The organism is Pseudomonas sp. Ost2, from assembly GCF_018326065.1.
GTDB classification, from domain to species: domain Bacteria; phylum Pseudomonadota; class Gammaproteobacteria; order Pseudomonadales; family Pseudomonadaceae; genus Aquipseudomonas; species Aquipseudomonas gingeri.
Genome location: NZ_AP021904.1, coordinates 5861401 through 5884603, shown reverse-complemented (window position 1 = coordinate 5884603; position 23203 = coordinate 5861401). Strand labels below are relative to the sequence as shown.

22 protein-coding genes and 2 tRNA genes are annotated in these 23203 nt (G+C 62.3%); 15 read left to right on the top strand and 9 right to left on the bottom strand.

Translation table 11 applies throughout. The annotated features are described in order from the left end of the window. Nucleotides 1-7: 7 nt before the first annotated feature. A tRNA-Met gene (locus KI243_RS25985) sits at nucleotides 8-84 on the bottom strand. A gap of 210 nt (nucleotides 85-294) precedes the next feature. Beyond that, nucleotides 295-371 (bottom strand) — tRNA-Met (locus KI243_RS25980). A gap of 296 nt (nucleotides 372-667) precedes the next feature. On the opposite strand from KI243_RS25980, the gene dinB reads away from it, so the two are divergent. Then, nucleotides 668-1729, top strand: a complete 1062-nt coding sequence (dinB, locus tag KI243_RS25975; RefSeq protein ID WP_177117793.1) for a DNA polymerase IV — start codon at nucleotides 668-670, stop codon at nucleotides 1727-1729. Between the two features lie 104 nt (nucleotides 1730-1833). Here the strand turns inward: dinB and KI243_RS25970 are convergent, their stop codons facing one another. From KI243_RS25970 to KI243_RS25955, 4 genes are all read right to left on the bottom strand, one after another. Continuing rightward, on the bottom strand, nucleotides 1834-2787 hold the full coding sequence (locus KI243_RS25970; RefSeq protein ID WP_177084436.1) for a hypothetical protein: 954 nt from the start codon (nucleotides 2785-2787) through the stop codon (nucleotides 1834-1836). A 17-nt stretch (nucleotides 2788-2804) separates the two neighbouring features. After that, nucleotides 2805-4520, bottom strand: coding sequence for a proline--tRNA ligase (locus KI243_RS25965; RefSeq protein ID WP_017126253.1), 1716 nt, complete (start codon nucleotides 4518-4520; stop codon nucleotides 2805-2807). A gap of 116 nt (nucleotides 4521-4636) precedes the next feature. Further along, nucleotides 4637-6187: an AmpG family muropeptide MFS transporter gene (locus tag KI243_RS25960; protein WP_017126252.1), complete on the bottom strand. Its 1551-nt coding sequence runs from the start codon at nucleotides 6185-6187 to the stop codon at nucleotides 4637-4639. A 44-nt stretch (nucleotides 6188-6231) separates the two neighbouring features. Beyond that, nucleotides 6232-6582, bottom strand: a complete 351-nt coding sequence (locus KI243_RS25955; protein ID WP_212810059.1) for an MGMT family protein — start codon at nucleotides 6580-6582, stop codon at nucleotides 6232-6234. Between the two features lie 165 nt (nucleotides 6583-6747). Here KI243_RS25955 and KI243_RS25950 point away from each other — a divergent pair, with 165 nt between their 5' ends. The 10 genes from KI243_RS25950 (at nucleotide 6748) to KI243_RS25905 (ending at nucleotide 15371) form a co-directional block, all read left to right on the top strand. Then, on the top strand, nucleotides 6748-7755 hold the full coding sequence (locus tag KI243_RS25950) for a DUF481 domain-containing protein (RefSeq protein WP_042935315.1): 1008 nt from the start codon (nucleotides 6748-6750) through the stop codon (nucleotides 7753-7755). Between the two features lie 52 nt (nucleotides 7756-7807). Beyond that, entirely contained in the window at nucleotides 7808-8539 is a 732-nt protein-coding gene (locus tag KI243_RS25945) for a HugZ family protein (protein WP_017126249.1), read from the top strand. Nucleotides 8540-8604: 65 nt separating this feature from the next. Continuing rightward, nucleotides 8605-9078, top strand: coding sequence for an FxsA family protein (locus KI243_RS25940; RefSeq protein ID WP_017126248.1), 474 nt, complete (start codon nucleotides 8605-8607; stop codon nucleotides 9076-9078). Nucleotides 9079-9336: 258 nt separating this feature from the next. After that, entirely contained in the window at nucleotides 9337-9630 is a 294-nt protein-coding gene (locus KI243_RS25935) for a co-chaperone GroES (protein ID WP_017126247.1), read from the top strand. 49 nt (nucleotides 9631-9679) lie between these two features. Further along, nucleotides 9680-11326 (top strand): chaperonin GroEL, encoded by a 1647-nt coding sequence (groL, locus tag KI243_RS25930; protein ID WP_017126246.1) that lies wholly within the window; start codon nucleotides 9680-9682, stop codon nucleotides 11324-11326. A 271-nt stretch (nucleotides 11327-11597) separates the two neighbouring features. Further along, nucleotides 11598-12281, top strand: coding sequence for a two-component system response regulator ColR (gene colR / locus KI243_RS25925; RefSeq protein WP_017126245.1), 684 nt, complete (start codon nucleotides 11598-11600; stop codon nucleotides 12279-12281). Then, nucleotides 12271-13551, top strand: coding sequence for a HAMP domain-containing sensor histidine kinase (locus tag KI243_RS25920; RefSeq protein WP_017126244.1), 1281 nt, complete (start codon nucleotides 12271-12273; stop codon nucleotides 13549-13551). Before colR ends, KI243_RS25920 begins: the two co-directional genes overlap by 11 nt. Nucleotides 13552-13742: 191 nt before the next feature. Continuing rightward, nucleotides 13743-14423: a class I SAM-dependent methyltransferase gene (locus tag KI243_RS25915; protein ID WP_017126243.1), complete on the top strand. Its 681-nt coding sequence runs from the start codon at nucleotides 13743-13745 to the stop codon at nucleotides 14421-14423. A 4-nt stretch (nucleotides 14424-14427) separates the two neighbouring features. Then, nucleotides 14428-15147, top strand: a complete 720-nt coding sequence (locus KI243_RS25910) for a lipopolysaccharide kinase InaA family protein (RefSeq protein ID WP_177107215.1) — start codon at nucleotides 14428-14430, stop codon at nucleotides 15145-15147. Continuing rightward, complete coding sequence (locus KI243_RS25905) at nucleotides 15144-15371, top strand: hypothetical protein (RefSeq protein ID WP_042935314.1); 228 nt, start codon at nucleotides 15144-15146, stop codon at nucleotides 15369-15371. The genes KI243_RS25910 and KI243_RS25905 overlap by 4 nt, the downstream gene beginning before the upstream one ends. 85 nt (nucleotides 15372-15456) lie before the next feature. On the opposite strand, the gene KI243_RS25900 is transcribed toward KI243_RS25905, so the two are convergent. Further along, on the bottom strand, nucleotides 15457-15921 hold the full coding sequence (locus tag KI243_RS25900) for a methylglyoxal synthase (RefSeq protein WP_177072870.1): 465 nt from the start codon (nucleotides 15919-15921) through the stop codon (nucleotides 15457-15459). Nucleotides 15922-15960: 39 nt separating this feature from the next. Further along, nucleotides 15961-16962: a type I glyceraldehyde-3-phosphate dehydrogenase gene (gene gap, locus KI243_RS25895; protein ID WP_017126239.1), complete on the bottom strand. Its 1002-nt coding sequence runs from the start codon at nucleotides 16960-16962 to the stop codon at nucleotides 15961-15963. 211 nt (nucleotides 16963-17173) lie between these two features. Here gap and edd point away from each other — a divergent pair, with 211 nt between their 5' ends. From edd to KI243_RS25875, 4 genes are all read left to right on the top strand, one after another. Then, on the top strand, nucleotides 17174-19000 hold the full coding sequence (edd, locus tag KI243_RS25890; protein ID WP_017126238.1) for a phosphogluconate dehydratase: 1827 nt from the start codon (nucleotides 17174-17176) through the stop codon (nucleotides 18998-19000). Continuing rightward, on the top strand, nucleotides 18997-19956 hold the full coding sequence (locus tag KI243_RS25885) for a glucokinase (protein ID WP_017126237.1): 960 nt from the start codon (nucleotides 18997-18999) through the stop codon (nucleotides 19954-19956). The genes edd and KI243_RS25885 overlap by 4 nt, the downstream gene beginning before the upstream one ends. A gap of 134 nt (nucleotides 19957-20090) precedes the next feature. Further along, nucleotides 20091-20822, top strand: coding sequence for a response regulator transcription factor (locus KI243_RS25880; RefSeq protein WP_017126236.1), 732 nt, complete (start codon nucleotides 20091-20093; stop codon nucleotides 20820-20822). Beyond that, nucleotides 20812-22272 (top strand): HAMP domain-containing sensor histidine kinase, encoded by a 1461-nt coding sequence (locus tag KI243_RS25875; protein ID WP_042935313.1) that lies wholly within the window; start codon nucleotides 20812-20814, stop codon nucleotides 22270-22272. The genes KI243_RS25880 and KI243_RS25875 overlap by 11 nt, the downstream gene beginning before the upstream one ends. On the opposite strand, the gene KI243_RS25870 is transcribed toward KI243_RS25875, so the two are convergent. Continuing rightward, nucleotides 22241-22885, bottom strand: coding sequence for an AP2/ERF family transcription factor (locus KI243_RS25870; RefSeq protein ID WP_212810058.1), 645 nt, complete (start codon nucleotides 22883-22885; stop codon nucleotides 22241-22243). The genes KI243_RS25875 and KI243_RS25870 overlap by 32 nt on opposite strands. Nucleotides 22886-23203 lie beyond the last annotated feature (318 nt).

The following is a 23203-nucleotide window of genomic DNA, read 5'->3' as shown; positions in this document are numbered from 1 at the left end:
TGATATTTGGTTGCGGGAGCCGGATTTGAACCGACGACCTTCGGGTTATGAGCCCGACGAGCTACCAGACTGCTCCATCCCGCGTCTGTGTGGCGGCATTCTACAGTCGAACGCCGGGGTGTCAACCGTTAATGATCCAGATGGTCAAAATAATGCAAAAACACTCCGGTGCGTCCCTTTGGAGTGGATAAGTGTCAGACAACCAAGGTTTTTTTCTGATAGAGGGACGCGGAGGAGGGGAGAAACAAGCGGACACAAAAAAGGCCACTCTTTCGAGTAGCCTTTTCTGATGTTTGGTTGCGGGAGCCGGATTTGAACCGACGACCTTCGGGTTATGAGCCCGACGAGCTACCAGACTGCTCCATCCCGCGTCTGTGTGTCGGCATTCTACAGAGAAACGCCGGCCTGTCAAACCCTAATTTCGGAAAACCTCTTTATTGTTCAATCGCTTAGCCCTTCTGTCGGGGGGCTCGGGGTGTCTGCGGGCCATGCCCGGCAAGGCTTTCAGCTCTATCGCGGTGGATGTTTCGATTGAAAAAACTAAATTCATATCGGTTATTTCCCACGGCCCTGGAGGAAGATTCAAACTACTGGTGCTATATACAGGTGTCAGTGAGATACTGATGACCCGTACCGTTTCTGCCTTTTTGAATGAACACTGTCTTCCATGACGCAACGCAAAATCATCCACGTCGACTGTGATTGCTTCTACGCCGCCATCGAGATGCGTGACGACCCGAGCCTGGCGAGCAAGCCGCTGGCGGTGGGCGGATCGGCGGACCGGCGCGGGGTGATCGCCACCTGCAATTACGAAGCGCGGGCCTTCGGGGTGCGTTCGGCGATGTCGTCACGGCACGCGTTGAACCTGTGCCCGGACCTGGTGATCGTCAAGCCGCGCATGGATGCCTATAAGGAAGCGTCGAAGGAAATCCAGGCGATCTTTCGGGACTACACCGACCTGATCGAGCCGCTGTCGCTGGATGAGGCGTACCTCGATGTGTCCGACAGCCCGCACTTTGCCGGCAGCGCCACGCGGATCGCCCAGGATATCCGGCGCCGGGTGTCCAGGCAGTTGCATATCACCGTCTCGGCGGGCGTTGCGCCGAACAAGTTCCTGGCGAAGATTGCCAGTGACTGGAAGAAACCCAACGGGCTGTTTGTGATCACTCCCGACCAGGTGGAGGATTTTGTCGCCGGCCTGCCAGTGAGCAAGCTGCATGGCGTCGGCAAGGTCACGGCGGACAAGCTGGGGCGCCTGGGCATCGGCGACTGCCTGCAACTGCGCGAATGGAGCAAGCTGGCCCTGGTGCGTGAGTTCGGCAGTTTCGGCGAACGCTTGTGGGGGCTGGCGCGGGGGATCGATGAGCGGCTGGTGCAGAACGACAGTCGGCGGCAGTCGGTCAGTGTCGAGAACACCTACGACGTTGATTTGCCCGATCTGGAAAGTTGCCTGCAAAAGCTTCCGGAACTGATGGAAACCCTCGCCGGACGCATGGCGCGCCTGGACAGCAGCTATCGACCGGGCAAGCCGTTCGTCAAGGTGAAGTTTCATGATTTCACCCAGACCACCCTGGAGCAGGCCGGGGCAGCGCGGGATCTGGAGAGTTATCGTCAGTTGCTCAGCCAGGCGTTTGCCCGTGGGGAGAAACCGGTACGCCTGTTGGGCATCGGCGTGCGCTTGCAGGATCTGCGCGGCGGCCATGAGCAGCTGGAGCTGTTCAACCGGTAACCCGGCCACGCAATCTTGTTGGAGCAGGCGTTCCGCTGGCGCGGTTTGCCCGCGAGGCCTTTGGCGCTCTTACGGGCATCGTCGCTGGCAAGCCAGGCCGCTGTTCAGCTGGCTCCGGGATCCGCCACCAGGCGTCCGGCGTTCCGGGTCAGCGACTTGAGAAACTCGCGCTGCAACTCGGGATCGTTGCGCGTCAGTTCGATCAGGCTCTGTTCCAGTTCGCTCGCTTCTTCTTCCAGGCCCAGTTCGGACAGGCGCTTGACCCGATGGACCCATTGGCCGACATCGTCGCCCTCCAGGTCGTCATAGATCAGTGCGTGCGCCTCCAGCAACTTGCCCCGCAGCTTGCTGCTGATGGACAGGCTCGAGTCCGAGTGGACTTCATCCTGGGCATCCTCGACGCGAATCGTCAGGCTGCCGATGTGATTCAGGTCCTGCTCGGCAAACGGGCTGTCCAGCAGGTTCAGGCGCAGCACACCATGGCGATCGGTAGTCAGCTCGTAGGTCTGCCGACCCGCCACCACCTCCACCGGTCGTTCGGCCCACGGCAAGCTCGAATACTCCATGCGCTTGTCGCGCTGGACTTCCTCGATGCCGGCCAGGTTCTGCTGCGCGCGCCCGTGTGACTCCACGTTCATGAACGGGTTGAGCCCGTCGATGCCATAGCTGATCCAGTCACGGGTCACGCTGGCGGGCAGGGAGCCGAGGGCGAACACGTTCACCACATTGGCGCCGATGCCACCCACCAGTGCCACGGCGCCCAGCGGTATTTCATAGACTTTGCGCCAGGGCTGGTAAGGCGTGTAGCGATCATAGCGACGGGTGACGTCGAACTCGGTGACCTCGAAGGTCTTCTGCTCGTTGATCCGCACACGGCGTTGCGGCAGTTCGAGGATCCTGGGGTCGCCGACATCGATCTGCAGGCTGTGCTCGAGCAATTTGCGTTCGACGCGTTCCTCGTGCTCGCTGCGCTGTGACATCGGGTTGGCGCAGCCGCCGAGCAGCAGGGCGCCGCACAAGGCGGCGCCCCCGAGGGCTAAGGTACTTCGATTGAACATGAGGTCTCTATCTGGGCTCAGCGACGGATACGGGCCTGAAGGAACGCCAGTACATCGGCGACCGGCAGCGCTTGCGCCTCGGCCTCGGTACGGCTCTTGTATTCCAGGTTGCCTTCGGCCAGGCCGCGGTCGCTGACCACGATCCGGTGCGGGATACCGATCAGTTCCATGTCCGCGAACTTGATGCCCGGGCTGGTTTTCTTGTCGCGATCGTCCAGCAGCACTTCGAAGCCGGCGGCCGTCAGTTCGGCGTAGAGCTTGTCGGTGGCTTCGCGAACCTGTTCGGTTTCGTAGCGCAGCGGTACCAGGGCGATCTGGAACGGCGCGAGGCTGTCGCTCCAGATGATGCCGTTGTCATCGTTGTTCTGCTCGATGGCCGCGGCCACCACGCGGGACACGCCGATGCCGTAGCAGCCCATGGTCAGGGTGACCGGCTTGCCGTTTTCGCCCAGGACCTGGCACTTCATCGCTTCGCTGTACTTGGTGCCGAGCTGGAAGATATGCCCGACCTCGATACCGCGCTTGATTTCCAGGGTGCCCTTGCCGTCCGGGCTCGGGTCGCCGGCGACGACGTTGCGCAGGTCGGCGACGGTCGGTACTGGCAGGTCGCGTTCCCAGTTCAGGCCGAAGTAGTGCTTGTCGTCGATGTTCGCACCGACGCCGAAGTCGCTCATCAGCTCGACCGAGCGGTCGATGATGATCGGCAGTGGCAGGTTCAGCGGGCCGAGGGAGCCGGCGCCGGCGCCGATGGCGTCACGCAGTTCGGCGTCGGAAGCCATGACCAGCGGATTGGCGACGCCAGGCTGGTTGGCGGCCTTGATTTCGTTCAACTCGTGATCGCCACGGATAATCAGGGCGATCAGCTTGCCTTCTTCTTCGGCGTGGACGATCAGGGTCTTGACGGTCTTTTCGATCGGCAGGTTGTAGCCTTCGACCAGCTGCGCGATGGTTTTTGCATCGGGCGTGTCGACCAGGCGCAGTTCTTCGCTTGGTGCGGGACGCGAGGTCTCCCGCGGCACGGCTTCGGCCTTCTCGATGTTCGCCGCGTAGTCGGAGCCGTTGCTGAAGACGATATCGTCTTCGCCGGACTCGGCCAGCACGTGGAATTCGTGGGAGCCGGCACCGCCGATGGAGCCGTTGTCCGCTTCGACCGGACGGAAGCGCAGGCCCAGGCGGGTGAAGACGTTGCAGTAGGCCTGGTGCATGCGGTCGTAGGTGACCTGCAGCGATGCCTGGTCGGCGTGGAAGGAGTAGGCGTCCTTCATGATGAATTCACGACCGCGCATCAGGCCGAAACGTGGACGGATCTCGTCGCGGAATTTGGTCTGGATCTGGTACAGGTTGATCGGCAACTGCTTGTAGCTGCTCAATTCGTTGCGGCACAGATCGGTGATCACTTCCTCGTGGGTCGGGCCGGCGCAGAAGTCGCGGTCATGGCGGTCCTTCAGGCGCAGCAGCTCGGGGCCGTACTGTTCCCAGCGGCCGGATTCCTGCCACAGCTCGGCCGGCTGGATGCCCGGCATCAGCACTTCCAGGGCGCCGGCGGCGTTCATTTCTTCACGCACGATGGCTTCGACCTTGCGCATCACGCGCAGGCCCATGGGCAGCCAGGTGTACAGGCCAGAAGCGAGTTTGCGGATCATCCCGGCGCGCAGCATCAGCTGGTGGCTGATCACGACCGCATCGGAAGGCGTTTCTTTCTGTGTGGCGAGCAAATATTGACTGGTGCGCATGGTTGGCCGTTGTCGTTGCTGATGGCTAGAAATGACGGAGCATTGTACGGGCGGGATCCGGCGACGTACAGGCGTGTGGCCGGTCTGACGCGGGGGGAGCCGGGCTCCCCCAGTGTTTACGGGGTTTCCTGTACGTCTTCGGTGGGCGAAGGCGTAGCACCACCGCGACGGACTTCCTGATACCAGTGCACGGCGATCAGCACCAGGGTCGGTACGCCCATTATCGCCGTGGCGATAAAGAACTTATGGTAGCCGAACTTCTCGACCATCACCCCCGAATAGCCGCCGATCAGCCGTGGCAGCAGGAGCATGATGGAACTGAGCAGGGCGTACTGGGTGGCGGAGAACTTCAGGTTGGTCAGGCTTGACAGGTAGGCGACGAAGGCCGAGGTCGCCAGGCCCGAGCTGAAGTTGTCCAGGGAAATGGTGACAATCAGCATCTTCAGGTTCGGCCCCATGTCGGCCAGCAGCATGAACAACAGGTTGGTGCCTGCCGAGGCGGCGCCGCCGATGAACAGGATCGGCAGGATGCCGAAGCGCACGATCAGCAGGCCGCCCATGCCGGCGCCCAGCAGGGTCATGATCAGGCCGAAGATCTTGCTGACCCCGGCGATCTGGTCCTTGGTGAAGCCCTGGTCGATGTAGAAGACGTTGGCCATCACCCCCATCACCGTGTCCGACATCCGGTAGGTGGCGATCAGCCCGAGCAGCAGCAGGGCCTGCCAGCGGTAGCGGATGATGAAGTCGTTGACCGGGGTGAGCACCGGCGCCAGTCCGCGGCGGCCCATGCTTGAAAGGCAGAGCACGGTCAGCGTGGTGTAGAGGATCGCGCGCAGGAAGGCGCGGTCTTCGAGGAGCAGGTCGAGCAGGCTGACGCCGTGGAACAGCACGCTGGCGAAGTCGGTGTTGTAGAGCTGGGTGAACATTGCCGGTACCGAGACCAGCAGGATGATCAGCACGAATACCGACGCCAGCTGGTGCACGAAGCTGTAGCGTCCGGCGGACAGCTGGGTACGCAACGGTACCGGCGGTTCGCGCATGAATAAAGTGGTGAGCAGGGCGGGGATCATCAGGACGCCGAACAGCACATAGGTGCCGGTCCAGGCCGAGTGCTTGTAGCTGAAGCCGGTGGAGCCGAAGCCTTCGGCGAAAAACAGCGCGCCGGCGGTCGCCAGCAGCGCGGCGACCCGGTAGCCGGACATATAGCTGGCGGCGAGGGCGGCCTGTTGGCTGTCGTTGGCGATTTCCAGGCGATAGGCGTCGACCGCGATGTCCTGGGTGGCGGAGGCGAAGGCGACGAGGACGGCGATTGCAATCAGCCAGGACAGGTGTTTCTGCGGGTCGCAGAAGCCCATGCCGATCAATCCGAGGACAATCAGGGTTTGTGCCAGGACCAGCCAGGAGCGGCGGCGACCCAGTTTGCCGAGTAGCGGCAGGCGCCATTGGTCGAGCAAGGGCGACCAGACCCATTTGAAGGCGTACGCCAGGCCGATCAGGCTGGCATAACCGATGGTTTCGCGGGCTACACCGGCCTCGCGCAGCCAGACCGAAAGCGTCGAGAACACCAACATGTAAGGCAGACCGGCAGCGAAACCGAGCAGCAACAGCACTAATGTCGAGGGGCTGGCATAGGCGGCGAGCGCGGCGCGCCAGGTTTTACGGGGCATGGGCTGGAGTCTGCCTCAGGGTTGACGGAAACAAAGCGCGCACTCTAACCGCTGTGCTCTATCGGGCGCCAGCCATGACGCTTGATATCGACACGATTGTTCAGGACGCTGAGGCCTTCGGTGCGCAGCCGGGCGCGTTGTTCGTCGCCGGACAGGCTGCCGACCGGCAGGCTGATCCGACCACCGGCACCCAATACGCGGTGCCAGGGCAGGCGGGTATCGGCCGGTAATTGGCTCAAGGTCCGTCCGACCCAGCGGGCCGCCCGACCGAGTCCGGCGAGTTCGGCCAGTTGGCCATAGGTGACGACCTTGCCTTCGGGCACCTGGGCCAGGGTCAGGTAAAGGGCCGTACGCCGCATCTGGGCCGGGCTTTCACTGGCTGTTTCTTCGCTCACGGGTCCATTCCTATGGAAAATTTTTGCCTCTGAAAGTAAGAGATTTCCGCTTATTAAGAGTGATTATTGAACTCGACTCCTGTTTGCCCGGTCAGTCCTTGTTAAGGCATTGTCCAGCGGGATAATGCCGTTTTTTTTTCCGCAAACCCGAGCCCTGTGTTGCCTATGTTGTCCAGAACCCTGCTGTGCCTTGCTGTTTTCAGCGCTTCCACGCCCTTGCTGGCCGATACCGTCTGGTTGAAGAACGGTGATCGCCTGAGTGGCAAGATCAAGCTGTTCGACGGCGGCAAGCTGCTTGTGCAGACCGAGTACGCCGGAGCCGTTGCGGTGGACTGGGCCCAGGTCAAGACCCTGGAAAGCGATCAGGAACTGCTGGTCAAGCAGGATGCCTACACCGGCGAGAAGACCAAGTCGTTGCAGGCCGCCGAGGCCGGCAAGGTGACCCTGGCCAATGGCGAGGCGCCGAAGACCGTGGAACTGGCGAGCATCCAGCAGATCGTCAAACCCAAGCCGGTGATCGAAGACCTGGTCTGGAAAGGCAACGTCGATGTGGCCCTGGATTACAAGCGCGCGGAAAAAGACACCGACGACTACGACATCGACTTCAAGACCACGGCCCGCCATGGCGCCTGGCGGCATCACGCCGAAGGCGAGTACAACCGCGAGTTCCAGGACAATGTGGTGACCACGGACAACTGGGGGGTCGAGTACGCCCTCGACCGCTTCATCACTGAAAAATGGTTCTGGCAGGGGCGCCTGACCTACAAGCGCGACCGGGTCGAGGACCTGTCCCGCCAGCGCACCGTCGGTACCGGCCCGGGCTACCAGTTCTGGGATGATGAGCTGGGGGCGTTCTCCCTCGGCGCGCTGGTCAACAACACCCACTACGAATATGACGATGGCGAGAAGAAGAATTTCTACTCACTGGGCATGAAGTGGGACTACAACCGGTACCTGATCGGCAAGACCGTGGAGTTCTTCACCACCGGCGAGGTCGGCCGGCCGTTGAGCGGCCCTTCCAAGTACTCCCTGGATGCCGACATGGGCCTGCGTTACAAGGTGACCGAGTGGGCTTCGCTGAACCTCAAGGCCGAACGCGACATCATTAATGGCGACGATGACACCAGCCTCAACAAGACCCGCTACACCGTCGGCTTCGGCGTGGCCTGGTAAGGGCCGGGGATGCTATAAGGCAACCAGTGGATTTTGCATGAGGAGTCACAAGGTGAGCGTTGAAGTTGCCAAGAATGCGCGTGAGTTGCTGCTCAAGGAGTACCGGGGCGTGTTGTCGACGCATTCCAAGGCCATGCCCGGTTTTCCGTTCGGCTCCGTGGTGCCTTACTGCCTGGATGACCAGGGCCGTGCGCTGATCCTGATCAGCCGGATCGCCCAGCACACCCACAATCTGCAGAAAGACCCGAAATGTTCCCTGCTGGTGGGCGAGCGGGAGGCCGAGGATGTCCAGGCGGTCGGCCGCCTGACCTATCTGGCCGAGGCCGAGAAGCTCGTCGAGCCCGAGGCCATCGAAGCGGCCGCCGAGCGCTACTACCGTTACTTCCCGGACTCGGCGAATTACCACAAGGCCCATGATTTCGATTTCTGGGTACTCAAGCCGGTGCGTCATCGTTATATCGGCGGCTTCGGCGCGATCCACTGGCTGGACCAGGTGACCCTGGCCAACCCGTTCGCCGGCAAGGCGGAAGTCAGCATGGTCGAACACATGAACAGCGATCATGCCAAGGCGATTGCCCATTATGTCGAACTGGCCGGGCTGCCACGCAGCGTACCGGCCCAGTTGGCGGGTATCGACACGGAAGGGATGCACCTGCGGATCGGCCAGGGCTTGTATTGGCTGGCTTTTGAAACACCTTGCAACACGCCGGCGCAGGTTCGCGAGGCCCTGGTTTCCCTGGCCCACGCGCAGCAATGGCCGAAAAAGCAGGCGGCCGAGGCTTGAATTCACGAAGTGCCGACGTCATCTGATGTTTACTGGAAGGCATTCTTCCGTAGAGGAACCATTTGATGCGCGCTTTTCTATTGCTCTTTCTGCTGTTTCCGGTGCTAGAGCTGTATGTGTTTTTCCAGGTCAGCACGGCCATCGGCTTTTTCCCGGCGCTGGCCCTGATCATTGTCGGTTCGGCGCTTGGTGTGCTGGTCCTGCGGGTGGCCGGTCTGGCTACCGCGTTCCGGGCGCGTGAAAGCTTGAGCCGTGGAGAGTTGCCGGCCCAGACCGTGCTTGAGGGCCTGATGCTGGCCCTGGGTGGTGGCCTGCTGCTGTTGCCGGGGTTTATCAGTGATGTGCTCGGCCTGTTGTTGCTGTTGCCGGTCACCCGTCGACTGGCGGTCGGCAGGATGCGTCGCCGCGCCGAGGAACAGGCTATGCGCCAGCGTGCCTTCGCCGACGACCTGCATGCACGTGGCCAGCACGGCGCCGCGCCGGCCAATGGCCGTCAGCCGAATGTGATCGAAGGCGAGTTCGAACACCGCGACTCCTGATCGATCGCTATCACCCCGCACGGCACCTTCGGGTGCCGTGTGTGTTTTACGGGAACTGTCACCTGCAAAAAAAATCGTCACCTTGCCCTTGTAATTACCTTTGGCGCCCCTATGTAACGGTCACCGCAAGGTTTTTGGCGTAAATCGCCAGACAGTCTTCTGCGGTTCGCTTGTCGAGCCGCAACCGGCCACGCCGGATTTGCTAACAGGCCGGTATCGATACCGGTCGCTGAAAACCATAATTAGGAGAGATCGACAATGAAGCTTCGTCCTCTGCATGACCGCGTCGTCATCCGTCGCAGCGAAGAAGAAAAGAAAACCGCTGGCGGCATCGTCCTGCCAGGTTCGGCTGCCGAGAAAGCCAACCACGGTGAAGTTCTCGCTGTAGGTACCGGCCGCGTGCTGGACAACGGTGAAGTTCGTGCGCTGGCCGTGAAAGTGGGTGACAAGGTTGTGTTCGGCCCTTACTCCGGCAGCAACACTGTGAAAGTAGACGGCGAAGACCTGCTGGTAATGGCTGAGAACGAGATTCTCGCTGTTATCGAAGGCTGATTCCCGCTCATTTTTCCCGCTACGACAAAGTATTCAAGGAATTACGATCATGGCTGCTAAAGAAGTTCTGTTTGGCGACTCCGCCCGCAAGAAAATGCTCAAAGGCGTCAACGTCCTGGCTGACGCGGTAAAAGCGACCCTGGGCCCGAAAGGCCGTAACGTGATCATCGAGAAGAGCTTCGGCGCTCCGACCATCACCAAGGACGGCGTTTCCGTTGCCAAGGAAATCGAGCTGGAAGACCGTTTCGAAAACATGGGCGCGCAGCTGGTCAAAGACGTTGCCTCCCGTGCCAACGATGACGCTGGCGACGGTACCACCACCGCTACCGTTCTGGCCCAGTCGATCGTCAACGAAGGCCTGAAGGCTGTCGCTGCCGGCATGAACCCGATGGACCTGAAGCGCGGCATCGACAAGGCGACCATCGCCATCGTCAAGGAACTGAAGGCCCTGTCCAAGCCTTGCGCCGACACCAAGGCCATCGCCCAGGTAGGTACCATCTCCGCCAACTCCGACAACTCCATCGGCGACATCATTGCCGAAGCCATGGAAAAAGTCGGTAAAGAAGGCGTGATCACCGTTGAAGAAGGCTCGGGCCTGGAAAACGAACTGTCGGTCGTTGAAGGCATGCAGTTCGACCGTGGCTACCTGTCCCCGTACTTCGTCAACAAGCCGGACACCATGGTCGCCGAACTGGACGGCCCGCTGATCCTGCTGGTGGACAAGAAGATCTCCAACATCCGCGAAATGCTGCCAGTGCTGGAAGCCGTTGCCAAAGCCGGCCGTCCACTGCTGATCGTGGCCGAAGACGTCGAAGGCGAAGCCCTGGCGACCCTGGTTGTGAACAACATGCGCGGTATCGTCAAGGTCGCTGCCGTCAAGGCACCGGGCTTCGGCGATCGTCGCAAGGCCATGCTGCAGGACATCGCTGTCCTGACCGGCGGTACCGTCATCTCCGAAGAGATCGGCCTGAGCCTGGAAAGCACTACCCTGGACCACCTGGGTAGCGCCAAGCGCGTCACCCTGTCCAAGGAAAACACCATCATCGTCGACGGTGCTGGCGTACAGGGCGATATCGAAGCCCGCATCGCCCAGATCCGTGCCCAGGTTGCCGAGACTTCCTCCGACTACGACCGTGAAAAACTGCAAGAGCGCCTGGCCAAGCTGTCCGGTGGCGTTGCTGTAATCAAGGTCGGTGCCGGTTCCGAAGTTGAAATGAAAGAGAAGAAAGCCCGCGTTGAAGACGCCCTGCACGCAACCCGCGCAGCCGTCGAAGAAGGCGTGGTCCCTGGCGGTGGCGTGGCCCTGATCCGTGCCCTGCAAGCCATCAGCGAACTGAAAGGCGACAACGCCGATCAGGACGTCGGTATCGCTGTCCTGCGTCGTGCCGTTGAAGCACCGCTGCGCCAGATCTCCGCCAACAGCGGTGACGAGCCAAGCGTCGTGGTCAACGAAGTCAAGAACGGCAAGGGTAACTTCGGTTACAACGCTGCGACCGGCGAGTACGGCGACATGATCGAAATGGGCATCCTGGATCCAACCAAGGTGACCCGCTCGGCGCTGCAGGCAGCTTCCTCTATCGGCGGTCTGATCCTGACCACCGAAGCAGCAGTGGCTGAAGCACCGAAGAAAGAAGGCGCAGCTGGCGGCGGCATGCCAGACATGGGCGGCATGGGTGGCATGGGCGGCATGATGTAAGCCACCCGGCTCCCGTACAGAAAAGCCCCGCCTGGTGCGGGGCTTTTTCATGGGCGCGATTTTCTCCCGATGACCGGCCGACAGGCCGCTGGGGAGGGCGCCGGGCCAGGGATAATAGAGGGGGGATGCCCGATTTTAGCGGTGAGGCTGTGCCCGCACCGTGAACCCCGGGTGAAAAAACCATTAAATCTTCGCGCCCTAGCCGTGAGCCGAACTACACCTTAAGCTGCGCGGGCCAAGACGGCCGTTACCGCGTACGGAGAGAGTACCCATGCGAATTCTACTGGTTGAAGACAACCGCGATATCCTCGCCAACCTGGCCGACTACCTGGGGCTTAAAGGCTATACCGTCGATTGCGCGCAGGACGGCCTGTCGGGTTTGCACCTGGCCGCTACCGAGCACTACGACCTGATCGTGCTCGATATCATGCTGCCCGGGATCGACGGCTACACCCTGTGCAAGCGCTTGCGCGAGGATGCCCGGCGTGACACTCCGGTGATCATGCTGACGGCCCGTGACCAGCTCGATGATCGTTTGCAGGGCTTCAAGTCCGGTGCCGATGACTACCTGCTCAAGCCCTTCGCCCTGTCGGAACTGGCTGCACGTATCGAGGCGGTGTTGCGTCGTGCCCAGGGTGGCGGCCGGCGCGCCTTGCAGGTGGGTGACCTGAGCTATGATCTGGATACCCTGGAAGTCACCCGCCAGGGTCGCCTGCTCAAGCTCAATCCGGTCGGCCTGAAGCTGCTGGCGGTGCTGATGCAGAAAAGCCCGCACGTCTTGCGCCGGGAGATTCTCGAGGAAGCCCTCTGGGGCGACGACTGCCCGGACAGCGACAGCCTGCGCAGCCATGTGCACCAGTTGCGCCAGGTGATCGACAAACCGTTCGACAAGCCGTTGCTGCACACCGTGCACGGCGTTGGTTACCGCCTGGCCGAGGGCCGTGATGGAGTTTAAGCAGAGTCTTGCCCAGCGCATCATCATCGCCTTTGCCCTGATGAGCGCGTTGGTGGCGGGGGCCTTTGCCATGGGGATCGTCGCCACGGTCCACCTGGTCGAGGAAAAACTCATCTCTGCCGGCCTGGGTGGGGATCTGCAGCGCCTGCTGTTGATGGACAGCGTGGGGGACTGGAGCCACCGGCCCGAGCCCGACCAGTTGTTCTACTACAGTGGCGGCAAGGGCGATTTCGAGTTGCCCAAGGATTTGCGCCACCTCGATCCCGGATTTCATGAAGTCTTTCGCGAACAGCTGTCCTATCACGCCATGGTCGAGGTCGTCGACGGCCGGCGCTACGTGCTGCTGCAGGACCAGAGCGACTTCGAGGAGCGCGAGCGGGTGCTGTTCGCGGTGGTGCTGGTGGGATTTGTCCTGGCCCTCGCCCTGGCGGTGTTCCTCGGCTGGGTCCTGGCCCGACGGGTGATGGCCCCGGTGGTGCGGCTGGCCCGCCAGGTACGTCACCGTGACCAGTTGCTCGGGCTCGCACCGCCCCTGGCGCCCGACTATGCGGCGGATGAGGTGGGTGAGTTGGCGGTGGCGTTCGACGCGACGCTGGGACGCTTGCGTCAGGCCCTGACCCGCGAACGGCTGTTTACCAGTGATGTCAGCCACGAGTTGCGCACGCCCCTGATGGTGCTGGCCAGTTCCTGCGAGCTGCTGCTGGAAAACCCGGCGATCGATCAGCGCGGGCGTAATCAGGTCGAACGTATTGCCCGGGCCTGCGAGGAAATGCGCGAGCTGGTGCAGACCTTCCTGATGCTGGCCCGTGCCCAGCGTGAAGACGCCAGCATGTCACCGCAGGTTTCGCTCAAGCTGGTGGCCGAGGATCTGATCGGCCTGTGGCGGGCGCCTATCGAAGAGAAAGGCCTGGAGCTGATCTTCGAGCCGGGCAGTCCCCTGGATACCCGTTACAACGCGACCTTCCTGCATGCGGTGATGGGCAATCTGTTGCGCAATGCCCTGCACTACACCGAACACGGCTTTATCCGCCTGACCCTCGAACCGTCGGGGTTCGTGGTCGAGGACAGCGGTGTCGGGATCCCGGAAGAAAAGCGCGCGGCGATGTTCCAGCCTTTTGTGCGGGGTGATGAGAAACGGGGTGAGGGCCTGGGGCTGGGGCTTTCGCTGGTGCAACGGATCTGCGAGAACCAGGGCTGGTCTGTCAGCCTGACGACCATGGAGCCCAGTGGTTGCCGCTTCCATGTGGACCTGGCGCGGCCCGCTGCCTGATTTCCTGCCGTGCCCTGTTTCTTCAGGGCACAGACTTCGTCGAAGTGTACAGATATGGCCCTCGGCTATCACGTCTAGCCTGTAAAACTTTGTAATGGTTTGTTCGGGACAGAACAAAATTTTCACGAGGGGACGACCTGTCGCTAACACGCACCGACCTAATGTAGCGCTGTCAGCTACAGGAGATGGTGATGAATTCCCCGATAAAACTTGAATTTTCCGACAAGTACGACGACAAACATGCTCAACAGTATCTGCTCAAGCACAAGGATGGCTTGGCTCGTCGGTTGTCCCACAAGCGTGATGAGCAACTGGCGCGTGCCGCGTTGGCCCTGGCGGGCGAGCCGGGCCTGGTGCTCGACTTGCCCTGTGGGGCCGGACGGTTCTGGCCGCTGCTGGCGGAGAAGCCCAACCGGGTGATCATCGGTGCCGATAACTCGGCGCCCATGCTGGAAACCGCGCTCAAGGCGCAGCCGGCCGAGGTGGTCAAGCGGATACGACCGCTGCAGACGTCGGCATTTGATATCGACTTGCCTGATAACGCCGTCGACAGCATTTTCTGCATGCGTCTGTTACACCATATCGGCGAATCGGCGCATCGTGTGGCATTGCTGGAGGAATTCCAGCGGGTAACCCGTGACAGCGTGATCGTTTCACTCTGGGTCGACGGGAATTTCAAGGCCTGGCGGCGCAAGCGACTGGAGCGTGAGCGACAGGCCGACGGTGCACAGGACGGTTACCAGAACCGCTATGTGTTGCCTGCGGCCAAGGTAGAAGAAGAATTCAGGCAAGCGGGTTTTCGCATCCAGGAACACCTGGATTTTTTCCCGCTCTACGCCATGTGGCGGGTTTATATATTGCGCAAGAGGTAACAGGATGACCGTTGAGTACGTATCGCACGCGAAAGATGTCACCGAGGATCGCTTCGAATATTTCTGGCAACAGAAGGGCGAGTGGGTTGAAGAGCCCAACCAGCGTCGAGGCGGGGAAAGTGGTGTCCAGCGGTTGATGGGTACGAGCGGTCGACTGTTGTATGTGAAACGCCAGGTGGGGCATACCTACCGCAGCCTGTTGCACCCCTTCGGCCGACCGACGGTCCTGCGCGAGCAGGCTGCGCTGAAGGGGTTGCGCATGCTTGATGTGGCGGTGCCCGAGCTGGTGTTCTGCGGCGCCCGGCGCAGCAGCGAGGGGGCATGGCAGGCCCTGCTGGTCACGGCGGCTCTGGACGGTTTCATCGAGATCGAGAACTGGTATGCCGAAGGTGGTCGCGAGCGCCACGGCGAGGCCGTGCATGATCGTGTGCTGCAGGAACTGGCCGGCACCCTGGCGCGGATGCATCGCGGTCGCTGGCAGCACGGCTGCCTGTATATCAAGCACGTGTTTGTCCGGGTCAGTGGCGAGGGTGAGTCGGCCAATGTCGAGGTGGCCCTGCTGGACCTGGAGAAAGCCCGCCAGCGCCTGAGTCGTCGTCGGGCGGCCGCCCATGACATGAAACAACTGCGGCGCCATTCGTCGTGGAATGACACGGACTGGAACAAGCTGAGCTACTTTTACGGTATGGCGTTCGGCAGCACCATCAAAGGTTTACGGCGATGAAGTTAGAAATAGCTCGAGGTTTGTTTTTGCTCAGTGCACTGGCTATTGCGTCGCTGGCCCTGGTGGCCTGGGAGCAGCCAGGCACCCGGATACTCACCACGGCCAATGGCACCGGGCACTGTCCGTTGCCGCGGGTGGCCAAGGTGGGTGGGGACGTCAAGCCCGATCATGATCTGCTGTTGTTCATGTTCGGTCTTTCCCAGGGACTGAAGCCGCAAAGTTGAAGCGCCCTTGCCCTTCCCGGAAGGCCTCGTGACTCACGAGGCTTTTTCCTTTGTCCGGCCGGTCTGTCGGTACGGCCCGTCGAGGCTAGCGCCTCGCTGACAGATAGGCGTCGTAGTCCGGTACCCGATACTCGTGGGCCTGCTCCATCAGCGGGCTGCTGAGCAGGTAGTCGGCGGTGCATTCGTTACAGGCCACGGGAATGTTCCAGACCGCCGCGACCCGCAGCAAGGCCTTGATATCCGGATCGTGGGGCTGTGGTTCGAAGGGATCCCAGAAAAACACCAGCAAATCGACACGCTGCTCGGCGATGCGCGCGCCGAGCTGCTGGTCGCCGCCCAGCGGGCCGCTGATCATGCTTTCCACCGGCAGGCCGAGGCGCTTGTTCAGCAGCAGGCCGGTGGTGCCGGTCGCCACCAGTTCGTGCCGGGCCAGGCGATCCTTCTGCCGCTCGGCCCAATCGAGCAGGAATACCTTGCAGTGATCATGGGCCACCAGGGCGATACGCTTGCGCGCCGCCATGGTATTGCGGGTAAAACTGATACCTATCATCGGTCCTGCTCCCTGCCCGTCGCTTCGTTGCCTGTGCGCTTATTCCGCGTTGCAAAGAGCCAGGCAGTTATCCAGCATGCGGTTGGAGAAACCCCACTCGTTGTCGTACCAGGCCAGGACCTTGAGCAGCTTGCCGCTGGCCTTGGTGTGGTTGGCGTCGAAGATCGACGACAGCGGATTGTGGTTGAAGTCACTGGAAACCAGCGGCAGGGTGTTGTAGCCGAGGATCTTCGAGTGCTGGCTGGCTTCCTTGAGCAGTGCGTTGACCTCGTCGGCGCTGGCCTCGCGCTTGAGCTGCACGGTCAGGTCGACCAGCGATACGTTGATCACCGGCACACGCACGGCCATGCCGGTCAGCTTGCCCGCCAGTTCCGGCAGTACCAGGCCCACGGCTTCGGCGGCACCGGTCTTGCTCGGGATCATGTTCTGGGTCGCCGAACGCGCGCGGTACGGGTCGGTGTGGTAGACGTCGGTCAGGTTCTGGTCGTTGGTGTAGGCATGGATGGTGGTCATCAGGCCACTTTCGATGCCCAGCTCGCGGTGCAGCACCTGGGCCACCGGGGCCAGGCAGTTGGTGGTGCACGACGCGTTGGAGATGATCTGGTGCGACTGGCGCAGGATGTCATGGTTGACCCCGTACACCACGGTGGCATCGGCGCCTTTGGCCGGTGCGGAAATAATCACTTTGCGGGCGCCGGCGCTCAGGTGCGCGGCGGCCTTGGCACGGTCGGTGAACAGACCGGTGCATTCGAAGACCACGTCGATCTTTTCGGCGGCCCAGGGCAGTTCGGCCGGATTGCGGATCGCGCTGACCGAGATGCGGTCGCCGTTGACGGTCAGGCTTTCGTTGTCATGCTCTACGCTGGCATCGAAGGTACCGTGGACGGTGTCGTACTTGAGCAGATGGGCATTGATGGAGCTATCGCCCAGATCGTTGATGGCGACGACCTGCAGGTCCTGGCGGTAACCTTGGGTATAGAGTGCGCGCAGGACGTTGCGGCCGATACGGCCAAAACCGTTGATTGCGATTCGTAGCGTCATGAGGAAAGCGCCTGTCGTAGTTTTGTTGTTGGAATTACAAGATTATTCGCATAAAAATAGAAAACAAGCCTTTTTAGTGGCAATATTTTGTTTTATCTACAACGAGTGACCTGATTCAACAGGTCCAGATGATTGAAAAGCCCTGTCCTGCGCGGCTTTCGGTCAGCTTGGAACCACAGGTCGCCACATCCGTTAGCCTGGAGTTCTACACATGCATCCCCGCGTTCTTGAGGTCACCGAACGTCTTATCGCCCGCAGTCGCGCCACCCGCGAGGCATACCTGGCACTGATTCGCGGCGCCGCCAGCGACGGTCCGGTACGCGGCAAGCTGCAGTGCGCGAACTTCGCCCACGGCGTGGCCGGGTGCGGCACCGAAGACAAAAACACCCTGCGCATGATGAATGCCGCCAACGTGGCAATTGTTTCGTCATATAACGACATGCTCTCCGCGCACCAGCCTTACGAAACCTATCCGGAGCAGATCAAGCAGGCGCTGCGCGAGATCGGCTCGGTCGGCCAGTTCGCCGGCGGTGTGCCCGCCATGTGCGATGGCGTGACCCAGGGCGAGCCGGGCATGGAGCTGGGGATCGCCAGTCGCGAAGTGATTGCCATGTCCACTGCCGTGGCGCTGTCCCACAACATGTTCGATGCCGCGCTGATGCTCGGTATCTGCGACAAGATCGTGCCTGGCCTGATGATGGGCGCGCTGCGTTTCGGTCACCTGCCGACGATCTTCGTGCCGGGCGGGCCGATGGTCTCGGGCATTTCCAACAAGCAGAAGGCCGACGTCCGCCAGCGTTACGCCGAAGGCAAGGCCAGTCGCGAAGAGCTGCTGGAGTCGGAGATGAAGTCCTACCACAGCCCGGGCACCTGCACGTTCTACGGTACCGCCAACACCAACCAGTTGCTGATGGAAGTCATGGGCCTGCACCTGCCGGGCGCGTCCTTCGTCAACCCGAATACCCCGCTGCGCGATGCGCTGACCCGCGAGGCGGCCTTCCAGGTCACGCGCCTGACCAAGCAGAGCGGCAGCTTCATGCCGATCGGCGAAATCGTCGACGAGCGCTCGCTGGTCAACTCCATCGTGGCCCTGCACGCCACCGGCGGTTCGACCAACCATACCCTGCACATGCCGGCCATCGCCCAGGCCGCCGGGATCCAGCTGACCTGGCAGGACATGGCCGACCTCTCCGAGGTGGTGCCGACCCTGTCCCACGTCTACCCGAACGGCAAGGCCGACATCAACCACTTCCAGGCGGCGGGTGGCATGTCGTTCCTGATCCGCGAACTGCTGGAAGCCGGCCTGCTCCACGAAAACGTCAACACCGTGGCCGGTCACGGCCTCAGCCGTTATACCCGCGAGCCGTTCCTGCAGGACGGCGAACTGGTCTGGCGGGAAGGCCCGATCGAAAGCCTCGATGAAAACATCCTGCGTCCGGTGGCCCGTGCCTTCTCCCCCGAGGGTGGCCTGCGGGTGATGGAAGGCAACCTGGGCCGCGGTGTGATGAAGGTCTCCGCCGTGGCTCCGGAACACCAGGTCGTCGAAGCGCCGGCGGTGGTGTTCCAGGACCAGCAGGACCTGGCCGATGCGTTCAAGGCCGGTCTGCTGGAGAAGGATTTCGTGGCGGTGATGCGCTTCCAGGGCCCGCGCTCCAACGGTATGCCGGAGCTGCACAAGATGACCCCGTTCCTCGGCGTGCTGCAGGATCGCGGCTTCAAGGTCGCGCTGGTGACCGACGGGCGCATGTCCGGCGCCTCGGGCAAGATCCCGGCGGCTATCCATGTCTGTCCGGAAGCCCATGTGGGCGGCGCGCTGGCGCGGGTACGGGACGGTGACGTGATCCGTGTCGACGGTGTCCACGGGACGCTGAAGGTGCTGGTCGATGACGCCGAATTCGCCGCGCGCGAGCCGGCGATCGGTCTGCTGGGTAATAATACCGGCTGTGGCCGCGAACTGTTCGGCTTCATGCGCATGGCCTTCAGCTCGGCGGAGCAGGGGGCCAGTGCGTTCACTTCGGCCCTGGAGACCCTGAAATGAAATTGGCCCTGGTTGGCGATATCGGCGGCACCAACGCCCGCTTCGCCCTGTGGAAAGACAACGGCCTGGATTCGGTCAAGGTGCTCGCCACCGCCGATCACGCCTGTCCGGAAGACGCCATCAAGGTCTATCTGAGCGAGCTGGGACTGGAATTGGGCGCGGTCGGCGCGGTCTGCCTGTCGGTGGCCGGCCCGGTCAGCGGTGACGAGTTCCGTTTCACCAACAATCACTGGCGTCTGAGCCGCAAGGCCTTCTGCGCGACCTTGCGGGTCGATGAGCTGTTGCTGGTCAACGATTTCTCGGCCATGGCCCTGGGCATGACCCGCCTCGAGCCCGGTGATTTCCGCGTGGTCTGCGAAGGCACCGCGGAGCCGCTGCGCCCGGCCGTGGTGATCGGTCCGGGAACCGGCCTGGGGGTTGGAACCTTGCTGCACCTGGGCGACGACCGCTTCATGGCGCTGCCGGGCGAGGGCGGACACGTCGACCTGCCGTTGAGCAGCCCGCGGGAAACCCAGCTCTGGCGGCACATCCACGATGAGATCGGCCATGTCAGCGCCGAAACCGCATTGAGTGGCGGTGGCCTGCCGCGGGTCTACCGGGCCATCTGCGCGGTGGATGGGCATGCACCGGTGCTGGAGACGCCGGAAGCGATCACCGCCGCGGGGTTGGCGGGCGATCCGATCGCCCTGGAAGTGCTGGAGCAATTCAGCTGCTGGCTGGGCCGGGTCGCGGGCAACAACGTGTTGACCACGGGCGGACGGGGTGGCGTGTATATCGTCGGTGGCGTGATTCCGCGCTTTGCCGACTTCTTCGTCAAGAGCGGCTTTGCCCGCAGCTTCGCCGACAAGGGCTGCATGAGCGACTACTTCAAGGGCATCCCGGTATGGCTGGTGACGGCACCGTATTCCGGCCTGATCGGCGCGGGGGTGGCCTTGCAGCAGGCGTTTGCGAACTGATCCGCAATGTTGATGGTTCCTGCGTGGTCCGTAGGAATCATCAGCGATCAGTACAGGCAACACAGCTTCACGGCTTAATCGATTAAGGCATAATCCGCGTTTCGGTCCTACCCACAACAACAAGGACGCCCACCGTGAGCGCAGTCAGTAAGTCCATTCTTCTGGTCGACGATGACCAGGAAATCCGTGAACTGCTGGACACCTACCTCAGTCGTGCCGGTTTCCAGGTGCGCACGGTCGGTGATGGCGCCGGTTTTCGCCAGGCGCTGAACGATGCCCACAGCGACCTGGTCATCCTTGATGTGATGCTCCCCGACGAAGACGGCTTCAGCCTCTGCCGCTGGGTCCGCCAGCACCCGCGCCAGGCCCAGGTGCCGATCATCATGCTCACCGCCAGTTCCGACGAAGCCGACCGGGTCATCGGCCTGGAGCTGGGCGCCGACGATTACCTGGGCAAACCCTTCAGCCCCCGCGAACTCCAGGCCCGGATCAAGGCGCTGTTGCGCCGTGCCCAGTTCGGCCAGGAACGCAGCGGCAGCGAAGTGCTGGCCTTCGACGAGTGGCGCCTGGACACGGTCAGCCACCGGCTGTTCCATGTCGACGGCGAGGAAGTGATTCTCTCCGGCGCCGACTTCGCCTTGCTCAAGCTGTTTCTCGACCATCCCCAGGAGATCCTCGATCGCGACACCATCGGCAATGCCACCCGTGGCCGTGACCTGATGCCCCTGGACCGGATCGTCGACATGGCCGTCAGCCGCTTGCGCCAGCGCCTGCGGGACACCGAGAAACCTCCCCGGCTGATTCGCACGGTGCGCGGCAGCGGTTATCAGTTGGCCGCCAACGTCACCACCGCCAATGCTCTCTGACCTGCGCCGGCGCTTGCCGGTCCCGCGTTCGCTGCTGGGGCGGATGCTGCTGCTGACGCTGTTCGCGGTGCTGCTGGCCCAGACCCTGTCCAGTGCCATCTGGCTTTCGCAACTGCGCGCTACCCAGCTCGAAGGCCTGGTGACCAGTGCCCGCAGCCTGGCGCACTCGATGACCGCCAGTGTCAGCTACCTGCGCTCGTTGCCCCTGGCCTACCGGCCGCTGGTGCTCGACCAACTGCGCAGCATGGGGGGGACGCGTTTCGTCGTGACCCTGAACGACAAGCCGCTGGACATGAAACTGCTGGGACCGACCCCGCGCAAGACCGCGGTACTCGATGCCGTCCACGAGGTGCTGCGCCAGTCGTTGGGCAACGATGTCGATATCTCGGTGAATTTCGTCAGCCCCGACGACCTGCGGATCTTCAACGGTGGCCTGAAGCTCGACGAGCTGCCGCGTTCCTGGGCCCACTACGCGCTGACCCTGGAGCCGGTCAATCCGCCGGTGCTGGTGACGCAGATCCAGATGTCGCCGGGCGAGTGGCTGTATATCGCCTCGTTGCTGCCCGAGCCCTACACCAGCCTGGAGGAGGAGGGGCTGCCGTCCCAGCAGCTGTGGTTCATCCTGCTCACCAGCGGTTTCCTGCTGTTGTTCATCGGCCTGCTGGTGCACTGGCAGAGCCGTCCGCTCAAGCGCCTGGCCCGTTCGGCCCGGGATATGTCGCTGGGGGCGGAGGAAGTGCGGCCGGTGCTGGAGGGCGGCGGCAGCGAAGTGATGGAGGTCGGCCGGGCCCTCAATACCATGCGTGAACGCATCAGCCGCTATCTGACCGAGCGCAGCCAGTTGTTCAGCGCCATTTCCCATGACCTGCGCACGCCCATCACACGCCTGCGACTGCGGGTCGAACTGCTCGAGGACGAGAAGCTGCAAGTGAAGTTCGGCCGTGATCTCGACGAGCTGGAGATGCTGGTCAAGGGCGCGTTGCAGTGTGTGAAGGACACCGATATCCACGAGAATATCGAGCCGGTGGACCTCAACCACGCCCTCGATTGCCTGATCGAACCCTACCTGCCGCCCAACGGCAACGGCCGGGTCACGCTGGATGGTCGTGCCCTGGCGGCCTTTCCCGGCAAGCCGCTGGCGCTGCGCCGTTGCATGGGCAACCTGATCGACAACGCCCTCAAGTACGGTGACAAGGCTCACCTGCATATCGAGGACGATGACGAGGTCTTTGTCCTGCACGTCGATGACGAAGGTCCGGGGGTGCCCGAGCAGCGCCTGGAGCAGGTGTTCGAGCCGCATTTCCGCCTGTCCGGCCAGCAGCAGGGCTACGGCCTGGGGCTGGGCATCGCGCGCAATATCGCCCACAGCCATGGCGGCGAAGTGAGCCTGCAGAACCTGCGTGAAGGTGGCCTGCGGGTTACTTTGTACTTGCCGCGAAATGCCGACTGATTGATAGCAGCGCCTGTTCTGGACTGATCGTCAGCGACGCTTCCGGGGTGGTCGGCAACTGGCTGTCGGCTGAGGCGGCCGTCTGCTGGGCCTGGCCGATGGCGGCCTGGATACGGTGCTCGCGCAGGCGCGAATTGGTCTGGCTGAAGTGTTGCTGCAGGGTTTCCATGGCCTTTTCATAGGGCTCGTCACACAGCGCCAGCTGCCGTTGGCGTTCAGCCAGGGCCAGGCGCTTGGCCTGTTCCTCGCCATAACGCTCGACACTGAAACTCCTGCTCAGGCTGTAGCCGTGAATCCGCGTACTGGCGCGCCAGTAACCGGTGTTGTTGGACTCCACCCGCAGGACACCCGGATGACCGCTGGTGTTGTGCGGCAACAGGCGTTGGCGGCTTTCGGTGGTGGGCATGGGCTGCATCTTCAGCACCAGCGCATTGCGACATGACTCGGCCGCCAGGCGCGCGCCCTGTTCGCCACCATGCTCGGCGAAGGTGAAGGTCTTGCTCAGGGGCTGGCCGTCGCGTCGCACTTCCACTTTCCAGGCGTACTGCATCCCTCCCCGGTGCAACGGAAAAATGCAGCACTGACGGGCCAGGTGCGGGTTGTCGTTAACCATGGGGCATGCCTCCTTGCGGGCGTGGGCTTTCATGGGTCATGTCATGGATGAAGTCTGGAAGGTTCGCCCAGGCAACGGCGGCCTTCAATGTGGGAAAACTGCTTAGGGAGCGCTCCTACACTGAAAAGGGACGCGGCCTAATCGGCGTTTTTCCTACCGGATGGCAAAAGCCCTGATGCGGCGGATTGTCGGGACAAGGCATTGTCACCGGCTGGTGACATTTTCACCGGCCTTCGTTACCTGTTGTCCGCGGGGTGCTGGTTAGAATCCGCAGCATGGCGGGCCTGCGACCCGGCTCTGAACAACAAGACTGAATAA

Bases quoted from the DNA above. Each gene is read 5' to 3' on its own strand.
- colR (WP_017126245.1), top strand. From the start codon at position 11,598: ATGCGAATTCTACTGGTTGAAGACAACCGCGATATCCTCGCCAACCTG.
- KI243_RS25910 (WP_177107215.1), top strand. From the start codon at position 14,428: ATGACCGTTGAGTACGTATCGCACGCGAAAGATGTCACCGAGGATCGC.
- KI243_RS25875 (WP_042935313.1), top strand. From the start codon at position 20,812: ATGCTCTCTGACCTGCGCCGGCGCTTGCCGGTCCCGCGTTCGCTGCTG.
- KI243_RS25900 (WP_177072870.1), bottom strand. From the start codon at position 15,921: ATGATAGGTATCAGTTTTACCCGCAATACCATGGCGGCGCGCAAGCGT.
- KI243_RS25940 (WP_017126248.1), top strand. From the start codon at position 8,605: ATGCGCGCTTTTCTATTGCTCTTTCTGCTGTTTCCGGTGCTAGAGCTG.
- edd (WP_017126238.1), top strand. From the start codon at position 17,174: ATGCATCCCCGCGTTCTTGAGGTCACCGAACGTCTTATCGCCCGCAGT.
- KI243_RS25935 (WP_017126247.1), top strand. From the start codon at position 9,337: ATGAAGCTTCGTCCTCTGCATGACCGCGTCGTCATCCGTCGCAGCGAA.
- KI243_RS25885 (WP_017126237.1), top strand. From the start codon at position 18,997: ATGAAATTGGCCCTGGTTGGCGATATCGGCGGCACCAACGCCCGCTTC.
- KI243_RS25870 (WP_212810058.1), bottom strand. From the start codon at position 22,885: ATGGTTAACGACAACCCGCACCTGGCCCGTCAGTGCTGCATTTTTCCG.
- KI243_RS25920 (WP_017126244.1), top strand. From the start codon at position 12,271: ATGGAGTTTAAGCAGAGTCTTGCCCAGCGCATCATCATCGCCTTTGCC.
- KI243_RS25905 (WP_042935314.1), top strand. From the start codon at position 15,144: ATGAAGTTAGAAATAGCTCGAGGTTTGTTTTTGCTCAGTGCACTGGCT.
- KI243_RS25960 (WP_017126252.1), bottom strand. From the start codon at position 6,187: ATGCCCCGTAAAACCTGGCGCGCCGCGCTCGCCGCCTATGCCAGCCCC.
- KI243_RS25965 (WP_017126253.1), bottom strand. From the start codon at position 4,520: ATGCGCACCAGTCAATATTTGCTCGCCACACAGAAAGAAACGCCTTCC.
- gap (WP_017126239.1), bottom strand. From the start codon at position 16,962: ATGACGCTACGAATCGCAATCAACGGTTTTGGCCGTATCGGCCGCAAC.
- groL (WP_017126246.1), top strand. From the start codon at position 9,680: ATGGCTGCTAAAGAAGTTCTGTTTGGCGACTCCGCCCGCAAGAAAATG.
- KI243_RS25915 (WP_017126243.1), top strand. From the start codon at position 13,743: ATGAATTCCCCGATAAAACTTGAATTTTCCGACAAGTACGACGACAAA.
- KI243_RS25950 (WP_042935315.1), top strand. From the start codon at position 6,748: ATGTTGTCCAGAACCCTGCTGTGCCTTGCTGTTTTCAGCGCTTCCACG.
- dinB (WP_177117793.1), top strand. From the start codon at position 668: ATGACGCAACGCAAAATCATCCACGTCGACTGTGATTGCTTCTACGCC.
- KI243_RS25970 (WP_177084436.1), bottom strand. From the start codon at position 2,787: ATGTTCAATCGAAGTACCTTAGCCCTCGGGGGCGCCGCCTTGTGCGGC.